This window comes from Mycolicibacterium austroafricanum, from assembly GCF_000612725.1.
In the GTDB taxonomy this organism is placed as follows: Bacteria; Actinomycetota; Actinomycetes; order Mycobacteriales; family Mycobacteriaceae; genus Mycobacterium; species Mycobacterium austroafricanum.
In genome coordinates, this window is sequence record NZ_HG964451.1 from 46,497 (window position 1) to 70,367 (window position 23,871).

The following is a 23,871-nucleotide window of genomic DNA, read 5'->3' on the forward strand; positions in this document are numbered from 1 at the left end:
GGCGGCGGGACCCGTGCACCCAGCGACGGGACGAGTTTTCGCAGTCGGCGAACGCGCGCACCCGGTGGCGACGACGCCATAACGCCGCGGCGACCGAACCGAGTCCCGACCGTGACCGCCAAGAAGGCCGCGTCCGCCCCATCCGTCACTTTCGCCTCAGTAGCATCGGGCCCGCAACGCGAAGAGACGACTTGGGACAGTTGGATGAACAAGCCATACACCGCGCAATCACCGTATTCTCTGACGCCGACCGAGCGGATCCGCAGCCCGCGAGGCCGTTACGGCAGCTATGACGACGATCCGGACCGCTACGGCGATCTGGACACCGACGCGCTCCCGCCCTTCCCCGGCGACGACTACGACGCCGAGGACTACGACGGATACATCGACGAGGAGCGGCTCGACCGCCGGTGGATGTGGATCGCCGGGGTGGCAGGCGCGATCCTGTTCGTCGCCGTGATCACCGCGAGCATGATCCTGGGCGGCGGCGACAGCGGTTCGGTGTCGGCGACCGTCGCCTCCCCGCTGCCGTCCAGCTCCGCGCCGGAGCCCTCCGCCGCCCCGGCGCCCCGGGTCGCCGCGCCGGCAGTTCCGTCTCTGCCCGCCGAAACCGTCACCACGGTGACGCCGACCGCAGAGATCCCGACGCCTGCGCCCACCACGCCTGCGCCGCTGCTGCCCGCGCCCCAGGCGGCTCCGCCGCCGGCCTCGGCCGCTCCGGGCACGGTCACCTACCGGATCACCGGCAACCGCGCGCTTCTCGACCTGGTGACGGTGATCTACACCGATGCGCAGGGCGCGCTGCAGACCGATGTGAACGCGGCGCTGCCCTGGTCGAAGACGATCGTGCTGAACCCGGGGGTGACGCTGAGCTCGGTCACCGCGACCAGCATGTCGGGTCAGCTCAACTGCGCCATCCTCGACGCGAACGGATCGCTGATCGCGGCGCAGAACAACAACTCGATCATCACCAACTGCACGCGCTGACGATCACTCGCCGAAATTGCATTCCAGCAGCGAAAGTTCGAGTGACCATCTGCTGGAATGCAATTTCGGCGGGCCTCAGGCCAGGCCGAGCTCCTGCATGCGGCTGGCGTGGGTCTTCTGCAGCCGGTCGAAGAAGTCCGTCATGTGCGACAGGCCGCCGCCGGCCATCACCAGGTCGACGAGTTCATCGTGGTCGGCCAGCACGAACTGGGCCTGCGTGATCGCCTCGCCGAGCAGCCGCCGCGACCACAGCGCCAACCGGTGCCGCTGCCGGTCACTGGCCGTCACCGCGGCCCGGACCTCGGCCACGACGAACTGGGAGTGACCCGTCTCCGACAGCACCAACCGGACCACGTCAGCGGCCTCAGCAGGCAACGCGTCGGCGATCTCCAGGTAGAAATCGGCCGCCAGCGCGTCCCCGACATACGTCTTGACCAGAGCCTCCAGCCACGTGCTCGGGGTGGTCAGGCGGTGATAGTTCTCCAGCGCCGACGCGTACTTCGTCATCGCGGGCACGATGTCGATGCCGCGACGCGCCAGCGCGTCCCGCAGCACCTCGTAGTGGTTCATCTCGGCGGCCGCCATGGCCGCCATGTTGATTCGGCCGTTGAGATTCGGCGCCATCTTGGCTTCCTCGGTGAGGCGGTAGAACGCCGCCACCTCGCCGTAGGCGAGCAGCGCGAACAACTCGTCGATGCCGGGGTGGCCCGAGGCGACGGCCGGGCTTTCCGATCCCTCCGGTTCGCCCGCGCGGGCGGATGCAGCGGCCGCTGAAGGCGTCGAAGACATGGCCCAACTCTAGACTCCGGCCGCGGCGATGCGGCTTGAGCGGGACCCACCAGCTACCATGGACTCGGTGTCGGCGCATGTGCCGACGGATCGAACCAGGTCACGCCGGCAGTCACTCGCCGCAGACACCTTGGAAATGTGCGTGCACGCGGCGGCCCGCCACCTCAGAGCAGGGCCCGCGAAGTTCTCTTCACAACTCGTGCGCGCGTGGAACGCATGAGGAATAAGTGAAAGGCTTCGTTTCCCGAGCATGACACCCGTAACAACACATCCCAGCCCGACATTTGCCCAGCTCGGAGTGCGCGACGAGATCGTCCGCGCGCTCGCCGAGAACGGCATTGAACACGCTTTCGCGATCCAGGAGCTGACGCTGCCCCTGGCTCTGGCCGGTGACGACCTCATCGGTCAGGCCCGTACCGGCATGGGCAAGACCTTCGCGTTCGGCGTGCCGCTTCTGCACCGCATCACCACAGACACCGAGCGGCCGCTGACCGGCATTCCGCGCGCTCTGATCGTCGTCCCGACCCGCGAGCTGTGCATCCAGGTCTACGAAGACCTCGTCGGCGCGTCGAAGTACCTGATGGCGGACGAGACCCGCAAGCTGACGGTGACCGCGATCTACGGTGGACGCCCCTACGAGCCGCAGATCGAGGCGCTGCAGAAGGGCGTCGATGTCGTCGTCGGCACCCCGGGCCGCCTGCTCGACCTCGCCCAGCAGGGCCACCTGCAGCTCGGTGGACTCAGCGTGCTGGTCCTCGACGAGGCCGACGAGATGCTCGACCTGGGCTTCCTGCCTGACATCGAGCGGATCCTCAAGCAGATCCCGGCGAAGCGCCAGGCCATGCTGTTCTCGGCCACCATGCCGGACCCGATCATCACGCTGGCGCGCACGTTCATGACCCAGCCGACGCACATCCGCGCCGAAGCGCCGCACTCGTCGGCCACCCACGACAGCACCGAGCAGTTCGCCTACCGTGCGCACGCCCTCGACAAGGTCGAGATGGTTGCCCGAATCCTGCAGGCCGAGGGCCGCGGCGCCACGATGATCTTCACCCGCACCAAGCGCACCGCCCAGAAGGTCGCCGACGAACTCGGCGAGCGCGGGTTCAAGGTGGGCGCCGTGCACGGCGACCTGGGCCAGGCCGCGCGTGAGAAGGCGCTGAAGTCATTTCGCACCGGGGAGGTCGACGTCCTGGTGGCCACCGACGTGGCAGCTCGGGGTATCGACATCGACGACATCACCCACGTGATCAACTTCCAGATCCCCGAGGACGAGCAGGCCTACGTGCACCGCATCGGCCGCACCGGCCGCGCGGGCAAGACCGGTATCGCGGTCACGCTGGTCGACTGGGACGAGCTGCCGCGCTGGTCGATGATCGACAAGGCGCTGGGGCTGGACACCCCCGACCCGGCCGAGACGTACTCCAACTCGCCTCACCTGTACGAGGAGCTGAACATCCCGGCAGAGGCCGGTGGCTCGATCGGCAGGCCGAAGCGCACCGCCGACAAGGAACCGCGCGAACCGCGCGAGCGTCGCGAAAAGCCCACCAGTAACCGCAGCCGGCGTCGCACCCGGGGCGGCAAGGCGGCCGGCGGCCATCCCGAAGGCACGACCGAGCAGGCGGCACCGGAAGCCGACAACTCTGGCGCCGAGGCGCCCGAGGGCGCCGCAAGCCCCGCCCGGCGGCGCCGTCGGCGTCGGCCCAGCAAGGCTGCTGCCGCGGGCAGCAACTAGCCGACTCCCACCGACTCCCTTGGTCAAACCCGAACGCCGCACTCGGGCGGATCTGGTGGCCGCCGCGGCCATCGCCGGCGTCATCGCGCTGGTGGCGGCCGTGGTCTGGTGGACGAGCGACGCCAGGGCCACCGAGAGCCGTCCAGCCGCAGAGCCGGTCCCGAGTCTCAAACCTGCTGCGGCGGTGCCGGATTCACTCGAGCAGCGGTGGACGACCGGCAGCGCCAAGACCACCCTGCCGGTGGTGGTCGGCGGTGCCGTCGTCACCGGCGACGGACAGGCGATGGAGGGCCGCGATCCCGCCACCGGCGCCACGCTGTGGCGCTACGCCCGCGATCTCGAGCTGTGCGGGGTCACCTGGGTCTACAGCTACGCGGTGGCCGTCTACCCGGACGTGCGCGGCTGCGGCCAGGTCAGCACGGTGGATGCCAAGACCGGCCTGCGGGGTCCGTCGCGCACCAGTTACGCCGACCGCGAGGTCACGTTGTCCGCTGACGGCACCACGGTGCTGTCGGCCGGGGCGACCCGGCTGGAGATGTGGCGGTCGGACATGGTCCGGATGCTCAGCTACGGCGCACTCGACGCCCCGATCAAACCGGGCGTGCCGGCGTCGCCGCTGTGCCGATTCGTGTCCGCGGGCGCCAGTGCCAGCTCGGTGTCGGTGCTGGAATCCTGCGAGAGCCAGGCCGATCTTCGGTTGACGCTGCTGCGCCCGTCCGACGAAGAAGACACCCCGGAGCTGAAGTATGTGCAGCAGAAGGGGGTCGCCGACGGCTCCGGCGCCCGGGTTGTGGCGGTGACCGACTCGGCGACCGCGCTCTACGTTCCCACCCCGAAGCCGCGGATCGACATCATCGACGACACCGGCTCGGTGATCGACTCCACCGTGGTGCCTGCCCCGCCCTCCCCCGACGCCACCGCGTCGCGGGTCGGTGACCTCGTCACCTGGTGGACCGGTGACGCGCTGATGGTGTTCTCCGCCAACAACCTTCAGTACAAGTACACCGTGGCCGCGTCGGGCTCCGACGCGCCGGTGGGGCCCGCGACGATCATGGCGGGCCAGTTGCTGGTGCCCGTCACCACCGGCTACGACGTGTTCGATCCGATGACGGGCACCGGTGACAAGCACATCCCGGTGCAGCGCCCGCAGGTGGCCGGACCCGTGGTGCCCGCGGTGGCGGGGTCGACGGTGCTGGAACAGCGGGGCGACGAACTGGTGGCGTTGGGCTAGACCTCGGGGGTGAAGGTCTCCAGCGGCTTCCCGTTCTTCCAGTGCTTCAGCAGCGCAGCCGCGAACTCCCGGTACGCCATGGCGCCCTTGTTCTTGCGGCCGGCGAGCACCGAGCAACCCGACGCGGTGGCCTCGGCGAAGCGCACGGTGCGCGGAATCGGCGGTGCCAGCACCGGAAGGTTGTAGCGGTCGACGACGTCGAACAGCACGTCCCGGCTGTGGGTGGTGCGCGAGTCGTACAGCGTCGGGAGCGCACCGAGCAGCTTGAGGTCGGCGTTGGTGATCTGCTGGACGTCGTTGATGGTGCGCAGGAACTGACCGACACCGCGGTGCGCGAGCGTCTCGCACTGCAGCGGCACGATCACGTCGTCGGCTGCGGTCAGGCCGTTGAGCGTGAGCACACCCAGCGACGGCGGGCAGTCGATGAGGATCACGTCGAAGGCGTCGCTGATCTTGGCGAGCGCGCGTTTGAGCGCGTATTCACGCCCGGCCCGCATCAGCAGCATCGCCTCGGCTCCGGCGAGGTCGATGTTGGCGGGCAGCAACGTCATTCCCTCCGACGTCTCGACCAGCGCCGCCTCGGGTTCGACGTCGCCCAGCAACACTTCGTGCACCGAGACGGGCAATTTGTCGGGGTCCTGCCCCAGCGAGAACGTCAGGCAGCCCTGCGGATCCAGGTCGACGAGCAACACCTTCTTGCCCAGTTCCACCATGGCCGCACCCAGCGACGCCACCGTCGTCGTCTTGGCTACCCCACCCTTTTGATTGGCGACCGCAAGTACCCGCGTCACATTCCCCATCCTGACATTGGTTGGTCCTCCCTACATCTTCCCCCGCGCGCGCCGGCGAAACGGCGACGTGCGGCAGAATCGGAAACTGTGGGCCTCCTGCAGCACCGACTGATCCTGCTCCGCCACGGCGAAACCGAGTGGTCGAAATCGGGCAAGCATACGAGCCGCACCGAACTTGAGCTCACCGAGCATGGCCGCGAACAGGCGCTCGCGGCGGCAGACACGCTCAAGCAGATGCAACTGCAGGACCCGTTCGTGGTGACCAGCCCCCGGATCCGGGCCAGGACGACCGCCGAACTCGCGGGCCTGGTCATCGACGAGGTCGACGACCTGATCGCCGAATGGGATTACGGCGATTACGAGGGCACCACCACCGCGGACATCCGCAAGGCCGTGCCCAACTGGCTGGTGTGGACCCACGGCTGCCCGGGCGGGGAGACCTCCGCGCAGGTCTGCGAGCGCGCCGACCGCGCCATCGCGGTGGCCTTGCAGCACATGCAGTCGCGCGACGTGGTGTTCGTCGGGCACGGCCACTTCTCCCGCGCGGTGATGACCCGGTGGATCGAGCAGCCGGTCTACGAAGGGATCCGGTTCGCCATGCCGGCCGCCTCCATTGCGGTGTGCGGTTTCGAACACGGCGTGCGTCAGCTCAGCGCACTGGCCCAGACCGGCCGCCCCAACCCGGCGGTGTCGACGTGACCCGCGAACCGGCATTCGTCTTCGCGGGACCCGACGGCGTCATCGTGGGCGAGGGCGTACACACCGCGTTCCCGCGCATCGCCGATGCACGGGCCGCGCTGGCCTCGCACAGCACACCGATCATTGTGGGCGCCTTGCCTTTTGACATCACCAAGCCCGCGGCGCTGATCCGCCCGCAGTCGGTGCGATTCACCGACGCGCTGCCGGTGTGGCCGCCGCGCGAGATGTCCACGGCGCAGATCACCGGGACGACGCCCGACGCCGACGAGCATCGCCGCCGCATCGGCATGGCGCTGGCCCGGCTGCGCGATCCCGACGACGCCCTGCAGAAGGTGGTGCTGGCCCGCGCGCTGCGGCTGACCGCCGACGGCCGGCTCGACGCCAGGACGTTGCTCAACCGGCTGGCCGCCAACGACGCGCAGGCCACCAAGTACCTGGTGGATCTGTCGGCGGCCGGTGAGGGCTACTCGGGCGCCGCGCTGATCGGCGCGAGCCCCGAGCTGCTGGTGGCCCGCCACGGCCGGCAGGTGATCTGCCGCCCCTTCGCAGGCTCGGCGCCACGGCTGGACGACCCGGCCGCCGACGCCGCCAACGGCGCCGCGCTGGCCGATTCGGAGAAGAACCGTCACGAACATCAACTGGTCGTCGACGCGCTGCGCTCGGCGCTGGAACCGCTGTGCACCGACCTGCAGATCGCCGACCGGCCCCAGCTGAGCAAGACCGCCGCGGTGTGGCATCTGTACACCCCGATGTCTGGTGTGCTGCGCGAGAAGTCGCTCACCGCTTTGGATCTCGCCGTGGCGCTGCATCCGACCCCGGCGGTCGGCGGCTCCCCCACCGACCAGGCCGTCGCGTTCATCAACGACGTCGAGGGCGACCGCGGTTTCTACGCGGGCGCGGTCGGCTGGTGCGACCAGCGCGGGGACGGACGCTGGGTGGTCTCGATCCGGTGCGCGCAGCTGTCCGCCGACCGCCGCACCGCGGTCGCGCACTCCGGGGGCGGGATCGTCGCCGAATCCGACCCGGACGACGAAGTCGACGAGACCACAACGAAATTCCGCACCATCCTGTCGGCACTGGGAGTAGAGCAATGAGCGAGATCGTCCGCGCGGTACGCCCCGGCGACGAGGCCGAGCTGACCGCGATGATCCATGAACTCGCCGAGTTCGAGCACGCCGCAGCGGAGTGCACGGTAACCGAAACCCAATTGGCCGCAGCGCTTTTCGGCCCGAATCCCACGCTGTACGGGCACCTGGTCGAGGTCGACGGTCAGGCCGCCGCCACGGCGCTGTGGTTCCGCAACTTCTCGACTTGGGACGGGGTGGCGGGCGTCTACCTCGAAGACCTGTTCGTGCGTCCGCAGTTCCGCAGGCGCGGGCTGGCCCGCAAGCTGCTGTCCACGTTGGCCCGCGAGTGCGTCGAGCGCGGCTACTCGCGGCTGAGCTGGGCGGTGCTGGACTGGAACGTCAACGCGATCGCGCTCTACGACAGCGTCGGCGGCGCGCCGCAGAGCGAATGGATCACCTACCGGGTGTCGGGTCCGCGTCTGTCGGAGTTGGCCGCCGAGTCCCGCGACTGAGTCAGCCAGTGCAACGCCGACGGGCTGAACAGCAGCCCCAGCACCGTGATCGCCGCGGCGGCCACCGCGACCGCGTAGCGCAGTTGACCGGAGCTGAAGACGTACCAGGCGACCCCGAGCAGCACCAGGTTGGCGAACACGGCGATACCGCGGCCCCAGCGACGCCCGGTCAGCAGCGCCCAGCCCGCCGCAGCCACCCCGGAACCCATGATCGCGAACCAGGCCGCCGTGCCGTAGCCGCTGATCGCGGCCTCATGGTGGCCCGCGGCCTCGCGCACGACCAGCACCACGGCCATCACGAGCCCCAGGGCGCCCTCCAGCGCGGCGATTGCGCCGGCGATGCGCACGCCTCGGGGGGTCACCGACGCAACCTGTCCGCCAGGAACCGCACCGCCATCTCGTAGCCCAGCGGACCGGCCCCGGCGACCACCATGTCGGCGACGGCCGACACATAGGAGTGGTGCCTGAACTCCTCCCGCGCGTGGATGTTGCTCAGATGCACCTCGGCGACGGGCAGTCCCACCGAACGCAACGCGTCGGCGATCGCCACCGAGGTGTGGCTGTAGGCCGCCGGGTTGATGATGATGCCCGCGCAGTCCGTGCGCGCCGCGTGGATGGCATCGACGAGGACGCCCTCGTGATTGCTCTGCACCGACCGCACCTGCAGGCCGGCCTCGGCGGCCACCTCGGCCACCCGCGCCTCGATCTCGGCCAGGGTCGTCGCGCCGTACACCTCGGGCTGCCGGGTGCCGAGCAGGTTCAGGTTGGGCCCGTTGACGAGTAGCAGTCGGCGTTCGGTCACCGTTGTACGGTACCGGCGCAGTGCTGCATGAGCGCTAGGCTCAAGCCCCGTGCGCGCCGTGCTGATCGTGAACCCGAATGCGACCTCGACCACGCCGGCCGGCCGGGACCTGCTGGCCCACGCGCTGGAAAGCCGGGTGCGGCTGACCGTCACCCACACCGACCACCGCGGCCATGCCATCGAGATCGCACAGCAGGCCGCCCGCAGCGGCGTCGACGTGCTGATCGTGCACGGCGGCGACGGCACGGTGAACGAGGTGGTCAACGGCATCCTCGGTGAGTGCGGGCCGGGAGGCGCCGGACCCGCGGTCGGCGTGGTGCCCGGCGGGTCGGCCAACGTGTTCGCCCGCGCGCTCGGCATCAGCGCCGACCCCATCGAGGCGACGAACCAGCTGGTCGATCTGCTCGGCGCGTACCGGCAGGGCAGGACCTGGCGACGGATCGGGCTGATGGACTGCGGGGAGCGCTGGGGGATCTTCACCGCGGGGATGGGTGTCGACGGGGAGGTGGTCGCCGCGGTGGAAGCCCAGCGCGCCAAGGGCCGCAAGGTGACCGCGTCGCGCTACATCCGGGTCGCGATCCGCGAAGTGCTCGCCAGTGCGCGCAAGGAGCCGGCGCTGACACTGCACCTGCCCGACCGCGAGCCGGTCTCCGGCGTCCATTTCGCGTTCGTGTCCAACGCCAGCCCGTGGACCTATGCCAATGCCCGACCGGTGTGGACGAACCCGGATACGACGTTCGAGACGGGCCTGGGCGTGTTCGCGACGACGAGCATGAACGTATGGGCCAATCTGCGGCTGGTGCGGCAGATGATCTCGCGCACACCCCGGCTGGAGGCCAAGCATCTGATCCGTGAGGACGACCTCAAGTGGCTCAAGGTGACCAGCGACACCCCGGTCGCCTGCCAGATCGACGGAGATTACATCGGGAAGCGGAACATGATGCAGTTCACTGCCGTGCCCAACGCGCTCGCCGTGGTGGCACCCGCACCGAAAATGGGCCGCTGACCGGCCCTGAGCTGGGAAAACCTATATCGTCAGACTTCTGACAGGCCAGATTTAGAGCGCAGATGGGTAGAGCGTAGTACAAGGGAGTAAGGGGTCCGATAACGGACCTCCGTAGTGAGATAGCCCACGAGTTAACGAACTTCTATTGACATCTGTTCAGCCTGTGAAAGCATCGATGCAACAGCGCAGAAACATTTGGTGCGCTTGCGTTAACAGCCGAAGTTAAGCTCGTGCGCGTTGTCGCGCACACGATAAGGAGTTAGACCATGGATTGGCGCCATAAGGCCGTCTGTCGCGACGAAGATCCGGAGCTGTTCTTCCCCGTGGGAAACAGCGGCCCGGCGCTCGCCCAGATTGCCGACGCGAAGCTCGTCTGCAACCGCTGCCCCGTGACGGCGGAGTGCCTGAGCTGGGCTTTGGAGTCCGGACAGGACGCGGGCGTGTGGGGCGGCATGAGCGAGGACGAGCGTCGCGCGCTCAAGCGTCGCAACGCCAGGACCAAGGCTCGCACCGGAGTCTGATCCTCCTCCGCGCAGACGCAGCGACGGCCCCGACGAAAGTCGGGGCCGTAACTATCTGCAATCGAAATTTCATTGAATTGCATTTTGCAGAAATGGCATGGCCCGTCAGTATTGGCTCGGGCGCGCCCGTCTGCCTATCGGCACCCGCAGAATCACATCCGTCCCGCCTGCCGCCCCGGCGTGCATCCCCAGTGAGCCGTCCAGCTCCGCGGACACCAGCGTGCGGACGATCTGCAGACCGAGCCGGTCGGACTTCTCCAGGCTGAAACCGTCGGGCAGCCCGCGACCGTCGTCGTGCACCACGACGTCGAGCCAGCGGGCCGACCGCTGGGCGCGGATGGTCACGCAGCCTTGCGGTGTGGTGGCGTCGAAGGCGTGCTCGATGGCGTTCTGCACCAGTTCGGTGATGACCATGATCAGCGCGGTCGCCCGGTCGGCATCCAGCACGCCGAGGTCGCCGACACGGTTGATCCGGATCGGCGAGTCAACTGCCGCAACGTCATTCATGATCGGCAGGATGCGGTCGATGACCTGGTCGAGGTTCACCTCCTCGTCCACCGACATCGACAGCGCGTCGTGGACGAGGGCGATGGACGACACCCGGCGCACCGATTCCATCAGCGCCTCACGTCCCTCCGGGTTGTTCGTCCTGCGCGCCTGCAGTCGCAGCAGCGCGGCGACGGTCTGCAGATTGTTCTTGACCCGGTGGTGGATCTCGCGGATCGTCGCGTCCTTCGACAGCAGCGCCCGGTCCCGGCGCTTGACCTCCGTGACGTCGCGGATCAGCACGGCGGCGCCCATGGCCACTCCGTGCACCCCCAGCGGCAACGTACGCAGCAGAACCGTCGCCCCGCCTGCGTCGACCTCCATCCGCATGCTGGAGCCGCCGGTGAGCGAATCACGGACGTGGTTGGCGAGTTCCTGCGCCTCGAACGGGTCCGAGATCAGCGGCCGGGTGATGCTGACCAGATTGTGGCCCTCCAGGTCCGCCGTCAGCCCCATCCGGTGGTAGGCCGAGATCGCGTTCGGGCTGGCGAACGTCACCACACCCGCCTCGTCGAGGCGGATGAACCCGTCGCCGGCCCGGGGACTCGACCGCGACATCGCGAGATCGCCGACGTTGGGGAAGGTGCCTTCGGAGAGCATGTGCAGCAGGTCACCGGCGCAGTCGACGTACGCCGCTTCCAGCGGGCTGGCCTGTCGCGGCGCCAGCGACGTCTGATGGGTCAGCACGGCGACCACGTCGTTGCGGTAGCGCACCGGCACGGCCTCGACGTTGAGGCCCGGAGAGCCGAATTCGCCTTCGACTGTGGCGCGGCCGATGGTGCCGGACTGGAACGCCTCGGCCACGATCGGGAGGTCCTCGGCCTCGGCCAGGGTTCCGACGGCGTCGGCCAGCAGCACCGTCGCCGCGGTGTTGGGGCGCACCTGGGCGACGCACACCAGCATCCCGTCGTCGCGGCGCACCCACATCAGGTAGTCGGCGAACGACAGATCTGCCAGCAGCTGCCACTCGCCCACGACGGCGTGCAGGTGGTCCACCGCGTTGCCGGGCAGCACGGTGTGCTCGGCGAGCAGGTCACCGAGGGTCGACATGGCCCACGCCGACGGGTTTCAGGGTGTGCCTGCGCACGCGAGGAGCAACTCTGACCCGGCCGGTCAGGCGCTAGCTGATGATCGCGATGAGGTCGCCGGCCTGGATGACATCACCGACCGAGACACTGACCTTGCTGATGGTCCCGGCCACCTCGGCGAGCACCGGAATCTCCATCTTCATCGACTCGAGCAGCACCAGGGTGTCGCCTTCACCGATCTGATCGCCCTCGCGAACCACGACCTCGAGCACACTGGCCACGATTTCCGCGCGAACATCCTCGGCCATCTTCACCCCACTCCGCTTCCCGCTGGTGCCTGACGGGGTATATCGAACCACACCGCGCCTCGGTGATGTCGCCGGTCAGGGCCCGTGGCGGATTCGGTGCCGACAGAGCGTGCGACAATAGGGCCAACGCGGCCCGCTCGCCGGGCGGTTTTCATCGAACGACCTGGAGGTACACCATGGCCAAGCGTGGCCGTAAGAAGCGCGACCGTAAGCACTCGAAAGCCAACCACGGCAAGCGGCCCAACGCCGGCTCGAAGTCAGTCGGCCGCTGACCAGCTGCTCGTAACGCAGAACCGCCCGGCACTCCCTCAGGAGGCCGGGCGGCTTTGTGTCTGCTGCCGGAATCGGGGCTCAGCCCCGGCGGATGATGGTGGTCTGGCTGATCTGGATGCGCAGCCGCTCCCGAAGCCCCTCGGGGGCCCGCTCGCCGCTGCATTTGGCGGCGATCAGCTTCTTGACCCGTTCCTCGACGCCGTAGTACCGCAGGCAGGTCGGGCATTCCTCGAGATGCTGGCGCAGCTTGTCGCGGGTCTCCACGGTGCATTCACCGTCGAGCAGCGTCCACACCTCGGCGATGACGGCCGCGCACTCGGGGTGCTCCGGGTCGATCGGGCCGATCGGCGGGGTCCAAGTGTCTTCGCTGTTGCCGGGTGTCTCGTTTTCCGGCGTCTCGGTGCCGCTCATGACGTGACCTCCTCGGGAGCGTCGACCTGCTCACCCCGGATGAAACCGCGGTCACGGGCCACCCCGGCCAGCAACTCGCGCAGTTGGCGCCTGCCGCGGTGCAGCCGCGACATCACCGTTCCGATCGGCGTGTCCATGATCTCGGCGATCTCCTTGTACGGGAAGCCTTCGACGTCGGCGTAGTACACCGCCATCCGGAACTCGTCGGGCAGAGCCTGCAGCGCTTCCTTGATCTCGTTGTCGGGCAGCAGTTCGAGGGCTTCGACCTCGGCGGACCGCAGCCCCGTCGAGGAGTGTTCGGCGTTGGCCGCCAACTGCCAGTCGGTGATCTCCTCGGTCGGATACTCCGCCGGCTGGCGCTGCTTCTTGCGGTAGCTGTTGATGTAGGTGTTGGTCAGGATCCGGTACAGCCAGGCCTTGAGGTTGGTGCCCTCACGGAACGAGCGGAAGCCGGAGTAGGCCTTGACCATCGTCTCCTGCAGCAGGTCCTCGGCGTCCGCGGGATTGCGCGTCATGCGCAGCGCGCCGCCGTAGAGCTGGTCGAGCATTGGAATGGCATCGCGTTCGAAACGCGCGGTCAGCTCGGCGTCGGTTTCCTCCCGCGCCGGGGCCTCACCGTCCAGGGTCGCCTCAGCGGCCGACCCGGTGATGTCTGTCATCGTGGGGAACACCGTCCCTTCTTTAGCGGCGCCACCGATCACGTCCAACACATGCACCGAACGCGATGGGGCCTCCATGGCCATGACAACTGGCACCGTCAATCCCCTTCTGCTGATCCTAAAGGCTGACCCCGACAAGTGACCCTGAGCGGCTGAAAGGTCCGCCACAGCTGTCGTCAAGAACAGCGTCGGCACGTGTGGTGTTCCCGTGCTCTGCGGTACTGCCGGCACGGACGCCGCAGGTCGGGAATACTCAGAGTCCCGATGAACGCGTCAACCACCCTTGTCGTCGTCGCTGTGGCGCTACTTGTCTCCGTCACGGCGCTGACCTGGTGGCTGCGCCGCCGCGCTTCGTTCCAATCGGCGATGCAGCAGCGGGGGTGGCGAGTCAGCACCAACGGTGACGACACTGTCGTCGTCCCGGCCACCGGCGACTGGAAGCTGACCATGAGCCGTTCGTTCGCGGGGCAGATGTCGCCGCCCAGCACCCACGTGGTCACCAGCATCTGGACCTGTCCCATGCCCGCCACCCTCGGGGCCGTGCTGGTCGTCGGCCCGGCGCCCCCGCCGGAGCTGCGCGTGTTGGCCACCGACCTCATCGGTTCCGCGCCCGCGGCGATGGCCCGGTGGCTGGGTCTGGATCGTGTCGGCGGCGGCCGCGCGCTACAGCCGCTGCCGGCCATGGATGACCGGCTGCTGGTGTTCGCGACGGACGGGATCGGACCGACGGGAACCCTGCGCGCCGTGGCGGACGCCATCTGTGAATGGTGTTCGGCGTTCGATGCGGAACGCGAACAGCCGGTGCTGACGCTCGATCGGTCCGGAATATCGGTCCGGGTGCGCACCGATGTGCTGGCGTCCGTCGAGCTCGCCGACGCCTTCGTCAACCTCGGGATGCGCTGTCGCGGCGCTCTCGGGCGATCGTGACCCTGGTCCCGGCGTCGGCCGCGCTTGCACTGATCGTCACGGTGCTGACGATTCGCCGGCGCCGAAGAGTGCTGCCGGCGTGCCTGTTGGTGGTGGCTTCGGCGCCCGTGTTGATCCTGGCTGTTGTCTTCACCGGTGAGATCGCATCCGACCTGCTGGTGCGGGGCGCCAGGATCCTGGTCGCCACAGTGGCCCTGTCGGTGGTGACGGTGCTGCTCGTCGGGCGCGGGCTCCCGCAGCTGGTCAGCAGGAGGGACCGCCACGGCGTCGCGGTGGTATGCGGTGCGCTTTCGGTGATGTACGCCGCGGTGGCGGTGTTCCTTGCCGTCGTCGCCGACGAAGGGACGCGCGCAGCGGACCTGCCCGTGCTACGCGAGCGCGCAGAGTTCATCGCCTGGCGAGACGGACCGCAGCAGCCCGGCGGTGTGCTGCTCGCGGGGACCATCAGCGGGCACACCGTCGAGTTGGATCCGCCGCGCGGCGTCGTCGCCTCGCATTCGTGTCTCGCTGTCGGCTCGCGGCGATTCACGATGCCCGGGAGCCGGCTGCCCCACCGCTACGTGGTCGACTTCCCCGGCGGACCGCCAGTCGTGGTCGAGGGCATCGACTCCGGCACCCAGGCGTGGAACTGGCCGTCCGACACCGGGGAATGCGTGCTGCGCCGCGGCGACCGTGTGGTGGTGTGGGGTGACCTCCGAGGAGGTCTGGGCGGAGGCACGACGTCCTACACCGGTCTCGCTGACGTGCGCATCGTCGCCGCCGGTGACGTCACCACCTTCCTCCACGGATACGTCCCCGCCGCCGAACACACCGGCCGGGCAGTGTTCGCATGGGCCGTCCTCAACGGCACGCTGGCCGTGACGATCGCGGTGATCGGCGGGCTCTGCTATCGCCGGCTTGCCCGCACCGGCACCGACGCCCCACCGCGGATCACCTGGCATACCGGTCCACGCTGACCTGATTACGCTGTGCCGGTGGCACGCGCAGCAACACCGGCGGTCGCGGCGCTGGTGGCTGCGGGCGTCCCGCACGAGGTCCTCCAGTACCGCCATGACCCGCGCAGTGAGTCGTTCGGCGAGGAAGCGGTCAAGGAGTTGGCACAGGCCGGCGGGCTGGCGCCGGCGCAGATCCTGAAGACGCTCGTCGTCGCGCTGCCCAAGGGGCTCGGCGTCGCAGTCCTGCCGGTGCCGTCGAAGCTGTCGCTGAAGGCCGCCGCAGCGGCGCTCGGGGCGGCAAAGGCGACGATGGCCGACCCTGCCGACGCGCAGCGTTCGTCGGGCTACGTCGTCGGCGGCATCTCCCCTCTCGGCCAGCGCAAGGCCTTGCCCACCGTGGTGGACTCGTCGGCTCTGCAGTGGGAGCGGGTGCTGTGCAGCGCCGGGAAACGCGGCTGGGACGTCGCGCTGGATCCCCGGGATCTGGTGCGGCTGACCAATGCCGTGACCGCGGACATCTGCGCGCCCTAGGGTGGGTCCATGTCTCTTGCGGGTAAGGCCATGTTCATTTCGGGCGCCAGCCGCGGTATCGGGCTGGCGATCGCCAAACGCGCCGCGGCGGACGGCGCCAACATCGCTCTGGTGGCCAAGACCGCCGAACCCCATCCGAAGCTGCCCGGCACGGTCTACACCGCGGCCAAAGAGATCGAGGAGGCCGGCGGGCAGGCGCTGCCCATCGTCGGCGATGTCCGCGACGGTGACTCGGTGGCCGCCGCGGTGGCCAAGACCGTCGAGCAGTTCGGCGGCATCGACATGTGCGTCAACAACGCCTCGGCGATCAATCTCGGCTCCATCGAGGAGGTTCCGCTCAAGCGTTTCGACCTGATGAACGGCATCCAGGTGCGCGGCACGTATGCGGTGTCGCAGGCCTGCATCCCGCACATGAAGGGCCGGGACAACCCGCACATCCTGACGTTGTCACCGCCTATCCTGCTGGAGTCCAAGTGGTTGCGGCCCACGCCGTACATGATGGCGAAGTTCGGGATGACATTGTGCGCGTTGGGAATCGCCGAAGAGATGCGTGACGCCGGCATCGCGTCGAACACGCTGTGGCCGCGCACCATGGTGGCCACCGCCGCCGTGCAGAACCTGCTGGGCGGGGACGAGTCGATGGCGCGGTCCCGCAAGCCGGAGGTGTACTCCGACGCCGCGTACGCCGTCCTGACCAAGCCGTCGAGCTTCACCGGCCACACGCTGCTGTGTGAGGACGTGCTGTTGGAGTCCGGCGTCACCGATCTGTCGGTGTACGACTGCGTGCCGGGCTCCGACCTCGGCGTGGACTTCTGGGTCGAGGGCGCCAACCCGCCGGGCTACACCGGTCCCTAGAGGCCTGCACGAACGTGCAGTCACGGTAGCGGCGCGCGCCTGCCGGCTACCGCGGACGCACGCTCGCGGGTCTGCCGAACCGGGCGTGCACGCCCGGGGAGAACACCGGGCGCAGCATCGGTCCGGCACATGCGATGCCCGCGGCGGCCACCAGGTCGTCGTCGAGCTCGTCGACCTCGGCGCTGTGCAACGGCCACGTCACATGCTCGTTGGGCACCCACCACGTCCGCCCCGCCTTCCGGGTGTGCGCACCCCACCGCGCGGTCAGCCACACCTCCAGCGGCGTGGGTGCGACGACCCCGCCGACGGTTACCGCGACGTGGCTGCGCAGGCCGCGGTCGGGCCAGCGCCGGACACTCGAATAGCGGAGCCGGTCAGCGCTGCGGGTCACCCGCATCGCGGCCCACGTGTACGGCACGCCGAGCCCGAGACGGGTCACGGCCACGACGGCCAGCCGCTGGGTCTCCAGCGACCGGAACAGCACGCCATGCCGGCCGGCGTCGTCCACCGAATACAGTCGGACGTTGGTTTCGGCGAACGCGCCCAAATACGGCAGCGGCCACCTGGTGCCCAGCTTGGTGTGCCGCATCACGAACGGCACCAGGCCGACGTAGGTCAGTCCGTCGGCGAAAACGTCCGGGCGGGTGCCGGGCGGGAACAGATGCGCGACACCGCCGGGGTCGACCGGCCAATGCAGGAACGTGAGATCGGCCCAGAACTGGTCGAACAGGACGGGACGCGGCAACGGCGGGGCGTCCACCGCGAACGAACCGAGCTCACCATCCACGCTGTCATAGTGGCAGGCTGTGTCCGTGTCATCGCCGAGTCTCTGGTCCGCCGGGCGCTACGACGCCGTCGGGCAACGCATCGCCCCGATCGCCGAGCAGGTCGTCGACGCCCTCGATCGGCGGCACCCGCTGCGCGGCGCCGCGGTGGTCGACCTCGCCTGCGGCACCGGCAGCGCCGCCCTGGCGGCCGCGGCCCGCGGGGCACAGGTGACCGGTGTCGACCTCACCCCGGAGTTGATCGCCATAGCCGCGGTGCGCGACGGCGCCGACGCGGTCACCTGGCACACCGCCGACGCCTCCGACACCGGCCTGCCCACGGGTGCGTTCGACGCGGCGGTGTCGAACATGGGCATCATCTTCGTCGATCCCGACAGCCAGGTCGCCGAGATCACGCGGCTACTGAAACCCGCTGGCCGACTTGCCTTTTCGGCGTGGGCGCGCGATGCCGACAATCCGTTCTTCGACCCCGTCGTCGCGGTGCTCGGACCGCCGCCGGCGACGGGCTTCTCCCCCGACCAATGGGGCGATACCGACACGCTGACCACCCGCCTGGCGCCGTTCTTCGACGACATCGACGTTCAGCGCGCCCGGCACCGGTGGGAGTTCGAGTCGATGGCCGCGGCGCTGCACTTCCTGCGCTCGGAGTCGCCCATGCACGTGGCGACCTTCCGGCGCGCCGACCCGGCGCAGCAGGACCGGCTGGCCGCGGAGTTCGAGATCGCTCTGCGCCGCCATCTCGAGCCGTCCGGCGCGGTGGCGTTCACCGCCCCCTACGTGGTGGTCAGCGCGACGTTGCGAGCGTGAGTCCTCACTGCGCCTGGTAGAGGATTCCGCGCCCGATCGCCTCGCGCACCACCGGCAGCGCCGCGGTCGCCAGCGCGTCGGCGTCGACACCGTGGAAGCTGGCGAGCAGCTCGATCAGCGTGCCCAGCGGAACCTCGCCCCGGCAGCCGGCGAACAACGCCCGCGAGACCTCGTCGACACCGATGACCGCACCCGGGCCGCCGGGGCGGCGCACCGCGGCGCCGATCACCTGCCACCCGTCGGGGCCGGGCAGGGACTGCTCCTCCAGGAAGACCGGCGCGGTGGACAACCGGGCGGCCAACAGTTGCTCGTCGCCGGTGTCGTGCAGGTATTCGCGGCGGGCCAGGAACGCCTCGACTTCGGGCCCGGTCAGCGCCTCGTCGGCGCCGGTGATCTCCTCCAGGACCTGGTCGGGAGGCCGCGTCTCGCCCACGCGCGGCGCACGCAGCGTGACCATGCCCATACCCACCCCGGCAATGCCCTCGGCGTCGAACCAGTCCAGCCACTGCCCGCCGCGGCGCGCCGCCTGCTCCGGCGACTCACCGGCGTCGGAGGTCCACAGCGAGACATAGCTGATCGGGTCGGCGAACTCGCGCTGCACCACCCACGCGTGCAGGCCGGTCCCGGCCAGCCAGCCACGGACCCGGTCGCGCCAGCCCCCGTCCTCCTCGCCGTCGCGCACGATCCAGTTCGCCATGATCTGCGCGGTGCCACCCGGCTCCAGATGGTCGGCAACCTGCTCGATCATGCTCTGGCACAACGCATCTCCGGCCATGCCAGAGTCGCGGTAGATGTAGTCCAAGGAGCCGGTCCCCACCACGAACGGCGGGTTGGACACGATCAGGTCGAAACGCTCACCGGCCACCGGTTCGAACAGACTGCCGCAGCGCAGATCCCACGACATGCCGTTGAGACGCGCGGTCGCCGCGGCCAACGCCAGTGCCCGCGGGTTGGTGTCGGTGGCCACCACCTCATCGCAGTGCGCATCGAGGTGCAGCGCCTGGATACCGCACCCGGTGCCGAGGTCGAGCGCGCGGCCGACCGGGCTGCGCACCACCGCGTGGGCCAGCGAGACGGATGCGCCACCGATGCCCAGGACATGGTCGTGGCGTACCGGGCCGGAGCGCAGCGCCGAGTCCTGGTCGGACACCACCAGGAAGTCGCGTGCGCCGTCGCTGTGCGGGCGAATGTCGACGGCGGCGCGCACCGAGTCCGGCCCGGCCGGTTCGACGACGCCGTTGTCGACCAGCGCGTCCACGCCCGCGCCGGGCATGGCGTGCCCGACCCGCTCACGCGGTTCGTCGGTGCCGAGCAGGAACAGCCGGACCAGGGTGGCCAGCCGCTGATGGCCGGCGTCGGCGCGGTCGGTGGCGCGCAGCGCCGACCACCACAGGCCGCGGCTGAACGCGGCGCCGGCGTCGGCGCCGAGCAGTTCGGCCACCCCGTCGGTGGTGTACTGCGCCGAGCGCAGATCGGCGGCCAACGCGTCGACGACCGCGCCGGACTGCAGCGGGTGACTCAAAGCAGGGTGCCTTGCTCGGCCTGCGGTGTGACCGGCTCGATGAGTTCCGGTCCGTTGTTGCGCACGCTGTTGACCAACCGCGACACCTCCCGGACCTCGATGCGGTCGAGGTCACCGTGGCCGCGCAGCAGCCCTTCGTCGACCGGTGCGTCCGGGTCGAGCCAGCGATCCCAGTCCGGCGCACTGATGGTCAGCGGCATCCGGTCGTGGATGTCGGCAAGGGGGCCGACCGCGTCGGTGGTGATGATCGTGCAGCTCAGCAGCGGTTTGACGTCCTTGTCCGCGCCTTTGGGCCGCCACGTCGACCACAATCCGGCCATGAACAGCGGCTCCCCGTCGCGGGTGTGCATGTAGTACGGCGTCTTGGCGCCCTTCTGGCCCTTCCACTCGTACCAGCCGTCCATCGGCACCAGGCAGCGCTTGGCCTTCGCGGAGCTGCGGAACGCCGGAGAGGACGTGACCTTGTCGGAGCGGGCGTTGATCAGCAGCGGACCGCTCTTGGTGTCGGGGCTGCCGTCGTCGCCGGCCTTGGCCCAGGGCGGCACCAGCCCCCAGCGCATCAGCCGGATCCGGCGGGTGGACTCGTCGTCGGGTTCGGTGTGGCGTTTGACGACGGTCGCGACGCTGGTCGTGGGCGCCACGTTGTAGTTCGGCCCGTCGGTTTTGGCGGCCGCCGTTTCGTCGATCGCCTTGATCTTCTCGGCCAGCAGCGCCGGATCGGTCGTCACCGCGAATCGCCCGCACATGGTGTCCATGGTCCCAGACCCGGCGAATCCGGCGCGAAACGCGACGCTCAGGGCGCCTTTGCGCGCCGGATCGGCTGCTGGAAAGCTGAACCCGTGAGCACATGGCCGGCGCCGTCGACGGCGACCCCCGTACACGCGACCGTCACCGTGCCCGGCTCGAAGTCACAGACCAACAGGGCCCTGGTGCTGGCCGCGCTCGCGGTGCCGCAGGGTTCCTCGACGATCAGCGGCGCGCTGCGCAGCCGCGACACCGACCTGATGATCTCCGCCCTGCAGGGCCTCGGTGTGGTCGTGGAGGCCCCAGACACCGACGGCAGCGACGGCACCGAGTTGACGGTCAGCGGTGCGTTGGCGCCGAAGGCCGGCGCCCGCATCGACTGCGGCCTGGCCGGGACGGTGCTGCGGTTCGTGCCGCCGGTCGCGGCGCTGACCACCGAGACGGTCACCTTCGACGGTGACGAGCAGGCGCGGGCGCGCCCGATCGCCCCGCTGCTCGACGGTCTGCGCGCCCTGGGTGTCGCCATCGACGGCGACGGCCTGCCGTTCTCGGTGCGCGGTCAGGGCTCGGTGCGCGGCGGCACCGTCGAGATCGACGCGTCGGGCTCGTCTCAGTTCGTGTCCGGCCTGCTGCTCTCCGGTGCCGCGTTCACCGAGGGGCTGACCGTGGTGCACACCGGGGGCGCGGTGCCGTCCGCGCCGCACATCGCGATGACGGTGTCGATGCTGCGCGACGCCGGGGTCGAGGTCGACGACTCCGCCGCCGACCGGTGGCGGGTGGCGCCCGGACCGATCGCCGCGCGGCACTGGGCCGTCGAACCCGACCTGTCCAACGCGGTGCCGTTCCTGGCCGCCGCGGTGATCAGCGGCGGCACCGTGCGCGTCACCGGCTGGCCGACCGTCAGCACGCAGCCCGCCGCCACCATCCTCTCGCTCCTGACAAGCCTGGGATCCGAGGTGCGGCAAGGCAATTCGCATCTCGACGTTCAGGGTGCGACGAGCTACGGCGGCATCGACGTCGACCTGCGCGATGTCGGCGAGCTCGCGCCCTCGGTCGCGGCGATGGCGGCGCTGGCCTCCCCCGGTTCGGTGTCGCGGCTGCGCGGCATCGCGCATCTGCGCGGGCACGAGACCGACCGGCTGGCGGCGCTGAGCGCCGAGCTGAACCGCCTCGGCGGCCAGTGCGAGGAGACCGACGACGGCCTGGTCATCACCGCCCGGCAGATGCACGGCGGGGTGTGGCGGTCCTACGCCGACCACCGGATGGCCACCGCGGGCGCGATCGTCGGGCTGCGGGTGCCGGGCGTCGAGGTGGAAGACATCGGCACCACCGCCAAGACGCTGCCCGACTTCCCGCAACTGTGGGCCGACATGCTGGCCGGCCAGACGGACCTTCAGGCCGGCGCCCCGCACGCGGGGAGGAATCAAGGCCGTTGAGCCCGCGCGAGTACGACGAGTCCGATGTCCGGATCCGCCCCGGACGCGGCTCTCGCCCGCGCACCAAGACCCGCCCCGAGCACGCGGACGCCCAACAGGCGATGGTGGTCACCGTCGACCGGGGCCGGTGGGGGTGTGTCCTGGGCCGTGACCCCGACCGCCGGGTGACGGCGATGCGGGCCCGCGAGCTGGGCCGAACCCCGATCGTCGTGGGCGACGACGTCGACGTGGTCGGCGACCTGTCCGGCCGCACCGACACGCTGGCACGCATCGTGCGCCGCGGTGAACGCCGAACGGTGTTGCGGCGCACCGCCGATGACACCGACCCCGCCGAGCGGGTGGTCGTCGCCAACGCCGACCAACTGCTGATCGTGGTGGCGCTGGCCGACCCGCCGCCACGCACCGGTCTGGTCGAGCGTGCGCTGATCGCCGCGTACGCCGGTGGCCTCGTCCCGATCCTGTGCCTGACCAAGACCGACCTGGCGCCGGCGGAGCCGTTCGCCGCCCAGTTCCGCGATCTTGACCTGGTCATCGTCACCGCGGGCCGCGACGACCCGCTCGAAGCGGTCGGTTCCCTGCTGGCCGACAAGGTCACCGCACTGCTGGGCCACTCCGGGGTCGGCAAGTCAACCCTGGTGAATCGCCTTGTCCCCGAAGCGGAACGGGCCACCGGCGAGGTGACCGATGTCGGCAAGGGCAGGCACACGTCGACCCAGTCGGTGGCATTGCCGTTGCGGCTGGGCGGCTGGGTGATCGACACACCGGGCATCCGGTCGTTCGGGCTGGCCCACATCGAACCCGACGACGTGGTGCTGGCGTTCTCCGACCTGGCCGAGGCGATCGACGACTGTCCGAGGGGCTGCGGCCACATGGGCCCGCCCGCCGATCCTGAGTGTGCGCTGGACGAGTTGACCGGCGCGGCGCAGGGCCGGGTGCAGGCGGCGCGCAGACTGCTTGCCGCGCTTCGGGAAGGCTGACGCCCTGGGGGCACGTTGTGTCCGGGGAAGGTGTTTGCAGCGCAGGCCCGCCGGGCACGCTGTCGGCAAACGAGGAGGAGAGAGATCTTGAGCAACACACCCACGATCGAACTGAACGACGGCACCGGCATCCCGCAGCTGGGGTTCGGCGTGTTCCAGATCCCGCCGGACGACACGGCCGCCGCGGTCAGGTCGGCTCTGGAGATCGGCTACCGCCACATCGACACCGCCGAGATGTACCAGAACGAGCGGGGCGTGGGGCAGGGCATCCGCGACGCCGGCATCGACCGCGCCGAGGTATACGTCACCAGCAAGCTCAACAACGGGTTCCACAAGCCCGACGACGCACGGCGGGCGTTCGACGCCACGCTCAAGGCGTTGGACTTCGACTACGTCGACCTGTTCCTGATCCACTGGCCGCTGCCCACGCTGTACGACGGCGACTTTGTCTCGACGTGGAAGACGTTGGAGGAGTTCAAGAAAGACGGCCGCGCCCGCAGCATCGGTGTCTCCAACTTTCAGGTGGCGCACCTGCAGCGGCTGGCCGAGGAGACCGACACCGTGCCCGCGGTGAACCAGATCGAGGTGCACCCGTACTTCGCCAACGACGAGGTCCGCGCCTACGGCCGCGAGCACGGCATCGCCACGGAGGCGTGGTCGCCCATCGCGCAGGGCAAGGTGCTCGACGACCCGGTGGTGACCCGCATCGCCGAGACGGTCGGCAAGTCGCCGGCACAGGTCGTGCTGCGCTGGCACATTCAGCGCGGCGACATCGTGTTCCCGAAATCGGTGACGCTGCAGCGCATCAAGGACAACTTCGCGCTGTTCGACTTCGAGCTCGGCGCCGACGACTTCGCCGCGATCTCCGGCCTGGACCAGGGCGAGGCCGGGCGCATCGGCCCGAACCCCGACACCTTCGACTACATCCCGTAAGGCCGCGAGCAGACACAAAATCGCCCGCTATCAAGCGATAGCGGGCGATTTTAT

28 protein-coding genes are annotated in these 23,871 nt (G+C 69.6%); 17 read left to right on the plus strand and 11 right to left on the minus strand.

The window, feature by feature from the left end:
* Window positions 1-204 precede the first annotated feature (204 nt).
* Window positions 205-987 carry an MmpS family transport accessory protein gene (locus BN976_RS06910; protein WP_011779033.1) on the plus strand — a complete coding sequence of 261 codons (783 nt, stop codon included), beginning with the start codon at window positions 205-207 and terminating at the stop codon, window positions 985-987.
* Between the two features lie 75 nt (window positions 988-1,062).
* Here the strand turns inward: BN976_RS06910 and BN976_RS06915 are convergent, their stop codons facing one another.
* Window positions 1,063-1,776, minus strand: a complete 714-nt coding sequence (locus BN976_RS06915; protein ID WP_011779032.1) for a ferritin-like fold-containing protein — start codon at window positions 1,774-1,776, stop codon at window positions 1,063-1,065.
* 250 nt (window positions 1,777-2,026) lie between these two features.
* On the opposite strand from BN976_RS06915, the gene BN976_RS06920 reads away from it, so the two are divergent.
* On the plus strand, window positions 2,027-3,511 hold the full coding sequence (locus tag BN976_RS06920) for a DEAD/DEAH box helicase (RefSeq protein ID WP_036369449.1): 1,485 nt from the start codon (window positions 2,027-2,029) through the stop codon (window positions 3,509-3,511).
* A 19-nt stretch (window positions 3,512-3,530) separates the two neighbouring features.
* The gene (locus BN976_RS06925; RefSeq protein ID WP_036369453.1) at window positions 3,531-4,742 is read left to right on the plus strand and encodes an Rv3212 family protein; all 1,212 of its coding nucleotides are present in this window, start codon (window positions 3,531-3,533) and stop codon (window positions 4,740-4,742) included.
* On the opposite strand, the gene BN976_RS06930 is transcribed toward BN976_RS06925, so the two are convergent.
* A complete protein-coding gene (locus BN976_RS06930; protein WP_036369456.1) occupies window positions 4,739-5,542 on the minus strand; it encodes a ParA family protein in 804 nt (267 codons plus the stop codon). The two genes, BN976_RS06925 and BN976_RS06930, sit on opposite strands and share 4 nt — an antisense overlap.
* A gap of 78 nt (window positions 5,543-5,620) precedes the next feature.
* On the opposite strand from BN976_RS06930, the gene BN976_RS06935 reads away from it, so the two are divergent.
* The 3 genes from BN976_RS06935 to BN976_RS06945 are packed head-to-tail and all read left to right on the plus strand — an operon-like array spanning window position 5,621 to window position 7,811.
* A complete protein-coding gene (locus tag BN976_RS06935) occupies window positions 5,621-6,232 on the plus strand; it encodes an acid phosphatase (protein ID WP_036369459.1) in 612 nt (203 codons plus the stop codon).
* Window positions 6,229-7,326: an isochorismate synthase gene (locus BN976_RS06940; RefSeq protein WP_036369463.1), complete on the plus strand. Its 1,098-nt coding sequence runs from the start codon at window positions 6,229-6,231 to the stop codon at window positions 7,324-7,326. The genes BN976_RS06935 and BN976_RS06940 overlap by 4 nt, the downstream gene beginning before the upstream one ends.
* Window positions 7,323-7,811: a GNAT family N-acetyltransferase gene (locus BN976_RS06945; RefSeq protein ID WP_036369465.1), complete on the plus strand. Its 489-nt coding sequence runs from the start codon at window positions 7,323-7,325 to the stop codon at window positions 7,809-7,811. Before BN976_RS06940 ends, BN976_RS06945 begins: the two co-directional genes overlap by 4 nt.
* On the opposite strand, the gene BN976_RS06950 is transcribed toward BN976_RS06945, so the two are convergent.
* Both BN976_RS06950 and aroQ read right to left on the minus strand, forming a co-directional pair.
* Complete coding sequence (locus BN976_RS06950) at window positions 7,757-8,173, minus strand: hypothetical protein (RefSeq protein ID WP_036369467.1); 417 nt, start codon at window positions 8,171-8,173, stop codon at window positions 7,757-7,759. The two genes, BN976_RS06945 and BN976_RS06950, sit on opposite strands and share 55 nt — an antisense overlap.
* Window positions 8,170-8,613, minus strand: coding sequence for a type II 3-dehydroquinate dehydratase (gene aroQ, locus BN976_RS06955; protein WP_036369469.1), 444 nt, complete (start codon window positions 8,611-8,613; stop codon window positions 8,170-8,172). Before aroQ ends, BN976_RS06950 begins: the two co-directional genes overlap by 4 nt.
* 49 nt (window positions 8,614-8,662) lie before the next feature.
* Between aroQ and BN976_RS06960 the strand changes: the two genes are divergently transcribed.
* Both BN976_RS06960 and whiB1 read left to right on the plus strand, forming a co-directional pair.
* Window positions 8,663-9,619 (plus strand): diacylglycerol/lipid kinase family protein, encoded by a 957-nt coding sequence (locus BN976_RS06960; protein WP_011779023.1) that lies wholly within the window; start codon window positions 8,663-8,665, stop codon window positions 9,617-9,619.
* 266 nt (window positions 9,620-9,885) lie between these two features.
* Window positions 9,886-10,140 carry a transcriptional regulator WhiB1 gene (gene whiB1, locus BN976_RS06965; RefSeq protein ID WP_003929142.1) on the plus strand — a complete coding sequence of 85 codons (255 nt, stop codon included), beginning with the start codon at window positions 9,886-9,888 and terminating at the stop codon, window positions 10,138-10,140.
* Window positions 10,141-10,245: 105 nt separating this feature from the next.
* On the opposite strand, the gene BN976_RS06970 is transcribed toward whiB1, so the two are convergent.
* Both BN976_RS06970 and BN976_RS06975 read right to left on the minus strand, forming a co-directional pair.
* Window positions 10,246-11,736 (minus strand): two-component system sensor histidine kinase PdtaS, encoded by a 1,491-nt coding sequence (locus BN976_RS06970; protein WP_011779022.1) that lies wholly within the window; start codon window positions 11,734-11,736, stop codon window positions 10,246-10,248.
* A gap of 70 nt (window positions 11,737-11,806) precedes the next feature.
* Window positions 11,807-12,022, minus strand: coding sequence for a biotin/lipoyl-binding carrier protein (locus tag BN976_RS06975; RefSeq protein ID WP_011779021.1), 216 nt, complete (start codon window positions 12,020-12,022; stop codon window positions 11,807-11,809).
* Window positions 12,023-12,198: 176 nt separating this feature from the next.
* On the opposite strand from BN976_RS06975, the gene BN976_RS34750 reads away from it, so the two are divergent.
* On the plus strand, window positions 12,199-12,294 hold the full coding sequence (locus BN976_RS34750) for a 50S ribosomal protein bL37 (RefSeq protein WP_006245863.1): 96 nt from the start codon (window positions 12,199-12,201) through the stop codon (window positions 12,292-12,294).
* 79 nt (window positions 12,295-12,373) lie between these two features.
* On the opposite strand, the gene rsrA is transcribed toward BN976_RS34750, so the two are convergent.
* A complete protein-coding gene (gene rsrA, locus BN976_RS06980) occupies window positions 12,374-12,706 on the minus strand; it encodes a mycothiol system anti-sigma-R factor (RefSeq protein ID WP_036369474.1) in 333 nt (110 codons plus the stop codon).
* Entirely contained in the window at window positions 12,703-13,365 is a 663-nt protein-coding gene (locus tag BN976_RS06985; RefSeq protein ID WP_109489582.1) for a sigma-70 family RNA polymerase sigma factor, read from the minus strand. The genes rsrA and BN976_RS06985 overlap by 4 nt, the downstream gene beginning before the upstream one ends.
* A 264-nt stretch (window positions 13,366-13,629) precedes the next feature.
* On the opposite strand from BN976_RS06985, the gene BN976_RS06990 reads away from it, so the two are divergent.
* Genes BN976_RS06990 through BN976_RS07005 form a run of 4 tightly spaced genes read left to right on the plus strand, consistent with a single transcriptional unit; the run spans window position 13,630 to window position 16,613 of the window.
* Window positions 13,630-14,292, plus strand: a complete 663-nt coding sequence (locus tag BN976_RS06990) for a hypothetical protein (RefSeq protein WP_036369478.1) — start codon at window positions 13,630-13,632, stop codon at window positions 14,290-14,292.
* On the plus strand, window positions 14,289-15,248 hold the full coding sequence (locus tag BN976_RS06995) for a hypothetical protein (protein ID WP_036369479.1): 960 nt from the start codon (window positions 14,289-14,291) through the stop codon (window positions 15,246-15,248). The genes BN976_RS06990 and BN976_RS06995 overlap by 4 nt, the downstream gene beginning before the upstream one ends.
* An 18-nt stretch (window positions 15,249-15,266) precedes the next feature.
* The gene (ybaK, locus tag BN976_RS07000) at window positions 15,267-15,758 is read left to right on the plus strand and encodes a Cys-tRNA(Pro) deacylase (RefSeq protein WP_036370347.1); all 492 of its coding nucleotides are present in this window, start codon (window positions 15,267-15,269) and stop codon (window positions 15,756-15,758) included.
* Window positions 15,759-15,767: 9 nt separating this feature from the next.
* A complete protein-coding gene (locus BN976_RS07005) occupies window positions 15,768-16,613 on the plus strand; it encodes an SDR family oxidoreductase (RefSeq protein WP_036369482.1) in 846 nt (281 codons plus the stop codon).
* 46 nt (window positions 16,614-16,659) lie between these two features.
* Here the strand turns inward: BN976_RS07005 and BN976_RS07010 are convergent, their stop codons facing one another.
* Window positions 16,660-17,400, minus strand: coding sequence for a YqjF family protein (locus tag BN976_RS07010; RefSeq protein WP_051558345.1), 741 nt, complete (start codon window positions 17,398-17,400; stop codon window positions 16,660-16,662).
* A 19-nt stretch (window positions 17,401-17,419) separates the two neighbouring features.
* Between BN976_RS07010 and BN976_RS07015 the strand changes: the two genes are divergently transcribed.
* Window positions 17,420-18,205: a class I SAM-dependent methyltransferase gene (locus tag BN976_RS07015; protein ID WP_109489568.1), complete on the plus strand. Its 786-nt coding sequence runs from the start codon at window positions 17,420-17,422 to the stop codon at window positions 18,203-18,205.
* A gap of 4 nt (window positions 18,206-18,209) precedes the next feature.
* On the opposite strand, the gene BN976_RS07020 is transcribed toward BN976_RS07015, so the two are convergent.
* Together BN976_RS07020 and BN976_RS07025 are read right to left on the minus strand one after the other, a co-directional pair.
* The gene (locus tag BN976_RS07020) at window positions 18,210-19,727 is read right to left on the minus strand and encodes a DUF7782 domain-containing protein (RefSeq protein WP_036369487.1); all 1,518 of its coding nucleotides are present in this window, start codon (window positions 19,725-19,727) and stop codon (window positions 18,210-18,212) included.
* On the minus strand, window positions 19,724-20,473 hold the full coding sequence (locus tag BN976_RS07025) for an SOS response-associated peptidase (RefSeq protein ID WP_036370354.1): 750 nt from the start codon (window positions 20,471-20,473) through the stop codon (window positions 19,724-19,726). The genes BN976_RS07020 and BN976_RS07025 overlap by 4 nt, the downstream gene beginning before the upstream one ends.
* 93 nt (window positions 20,474-20,566) lie before the next feature.
* On the opposite strand from BN976_RS07025, the gene aroA reads away from it, so the two are divergent.
* The 3 genes from aroA (at window position 20,567) to BN976_RS07040 (ending at window position 23,817) form a co-directional block, all read left to right on the plus strand.
* Window positions 20,567-21,907, plus strand: coding sequence for a 3-phosphoshikimate 1-carboxyvinyltransferase (aroA, locus tag BN976_RS07030; protein WP_036369490.1), 1,341 nt, complete (start codon window positions 20,567-20,569; stop codon window positions 21,905-21,907).
* Window positions 21,904-22,884: a ribosome small subunit-dependent GTPase A gene (gene rsgA / locus BN976_RS07035; protein WP_011779011.1), complete on the plus strand. Its 981-nt coding sequence runs from the start codon at window positions 21,904-21,906 to the stop codon at window positions 22,882-22,884. The genes aroA and rsgA overlap by 4 nt, the downstream gene beginning before the upstream one ends.
* Before the next feature lie 87 nt (window positions 22,885-22,971).
* Window positions 22,972-23,817: an aldo/keto reductase gene (locus BN976_RS07040; RefSeq protein WP_011779010.1), complete on the plus strand. Its 846-nt coding sequence runs from the start codon at window positions 22,972-22,974 to the stop codon at window positions 23,815-23,817.
* The last annotated feature ends 54 nt before the right edge of the window (window positions 23,818-23,871 follow it).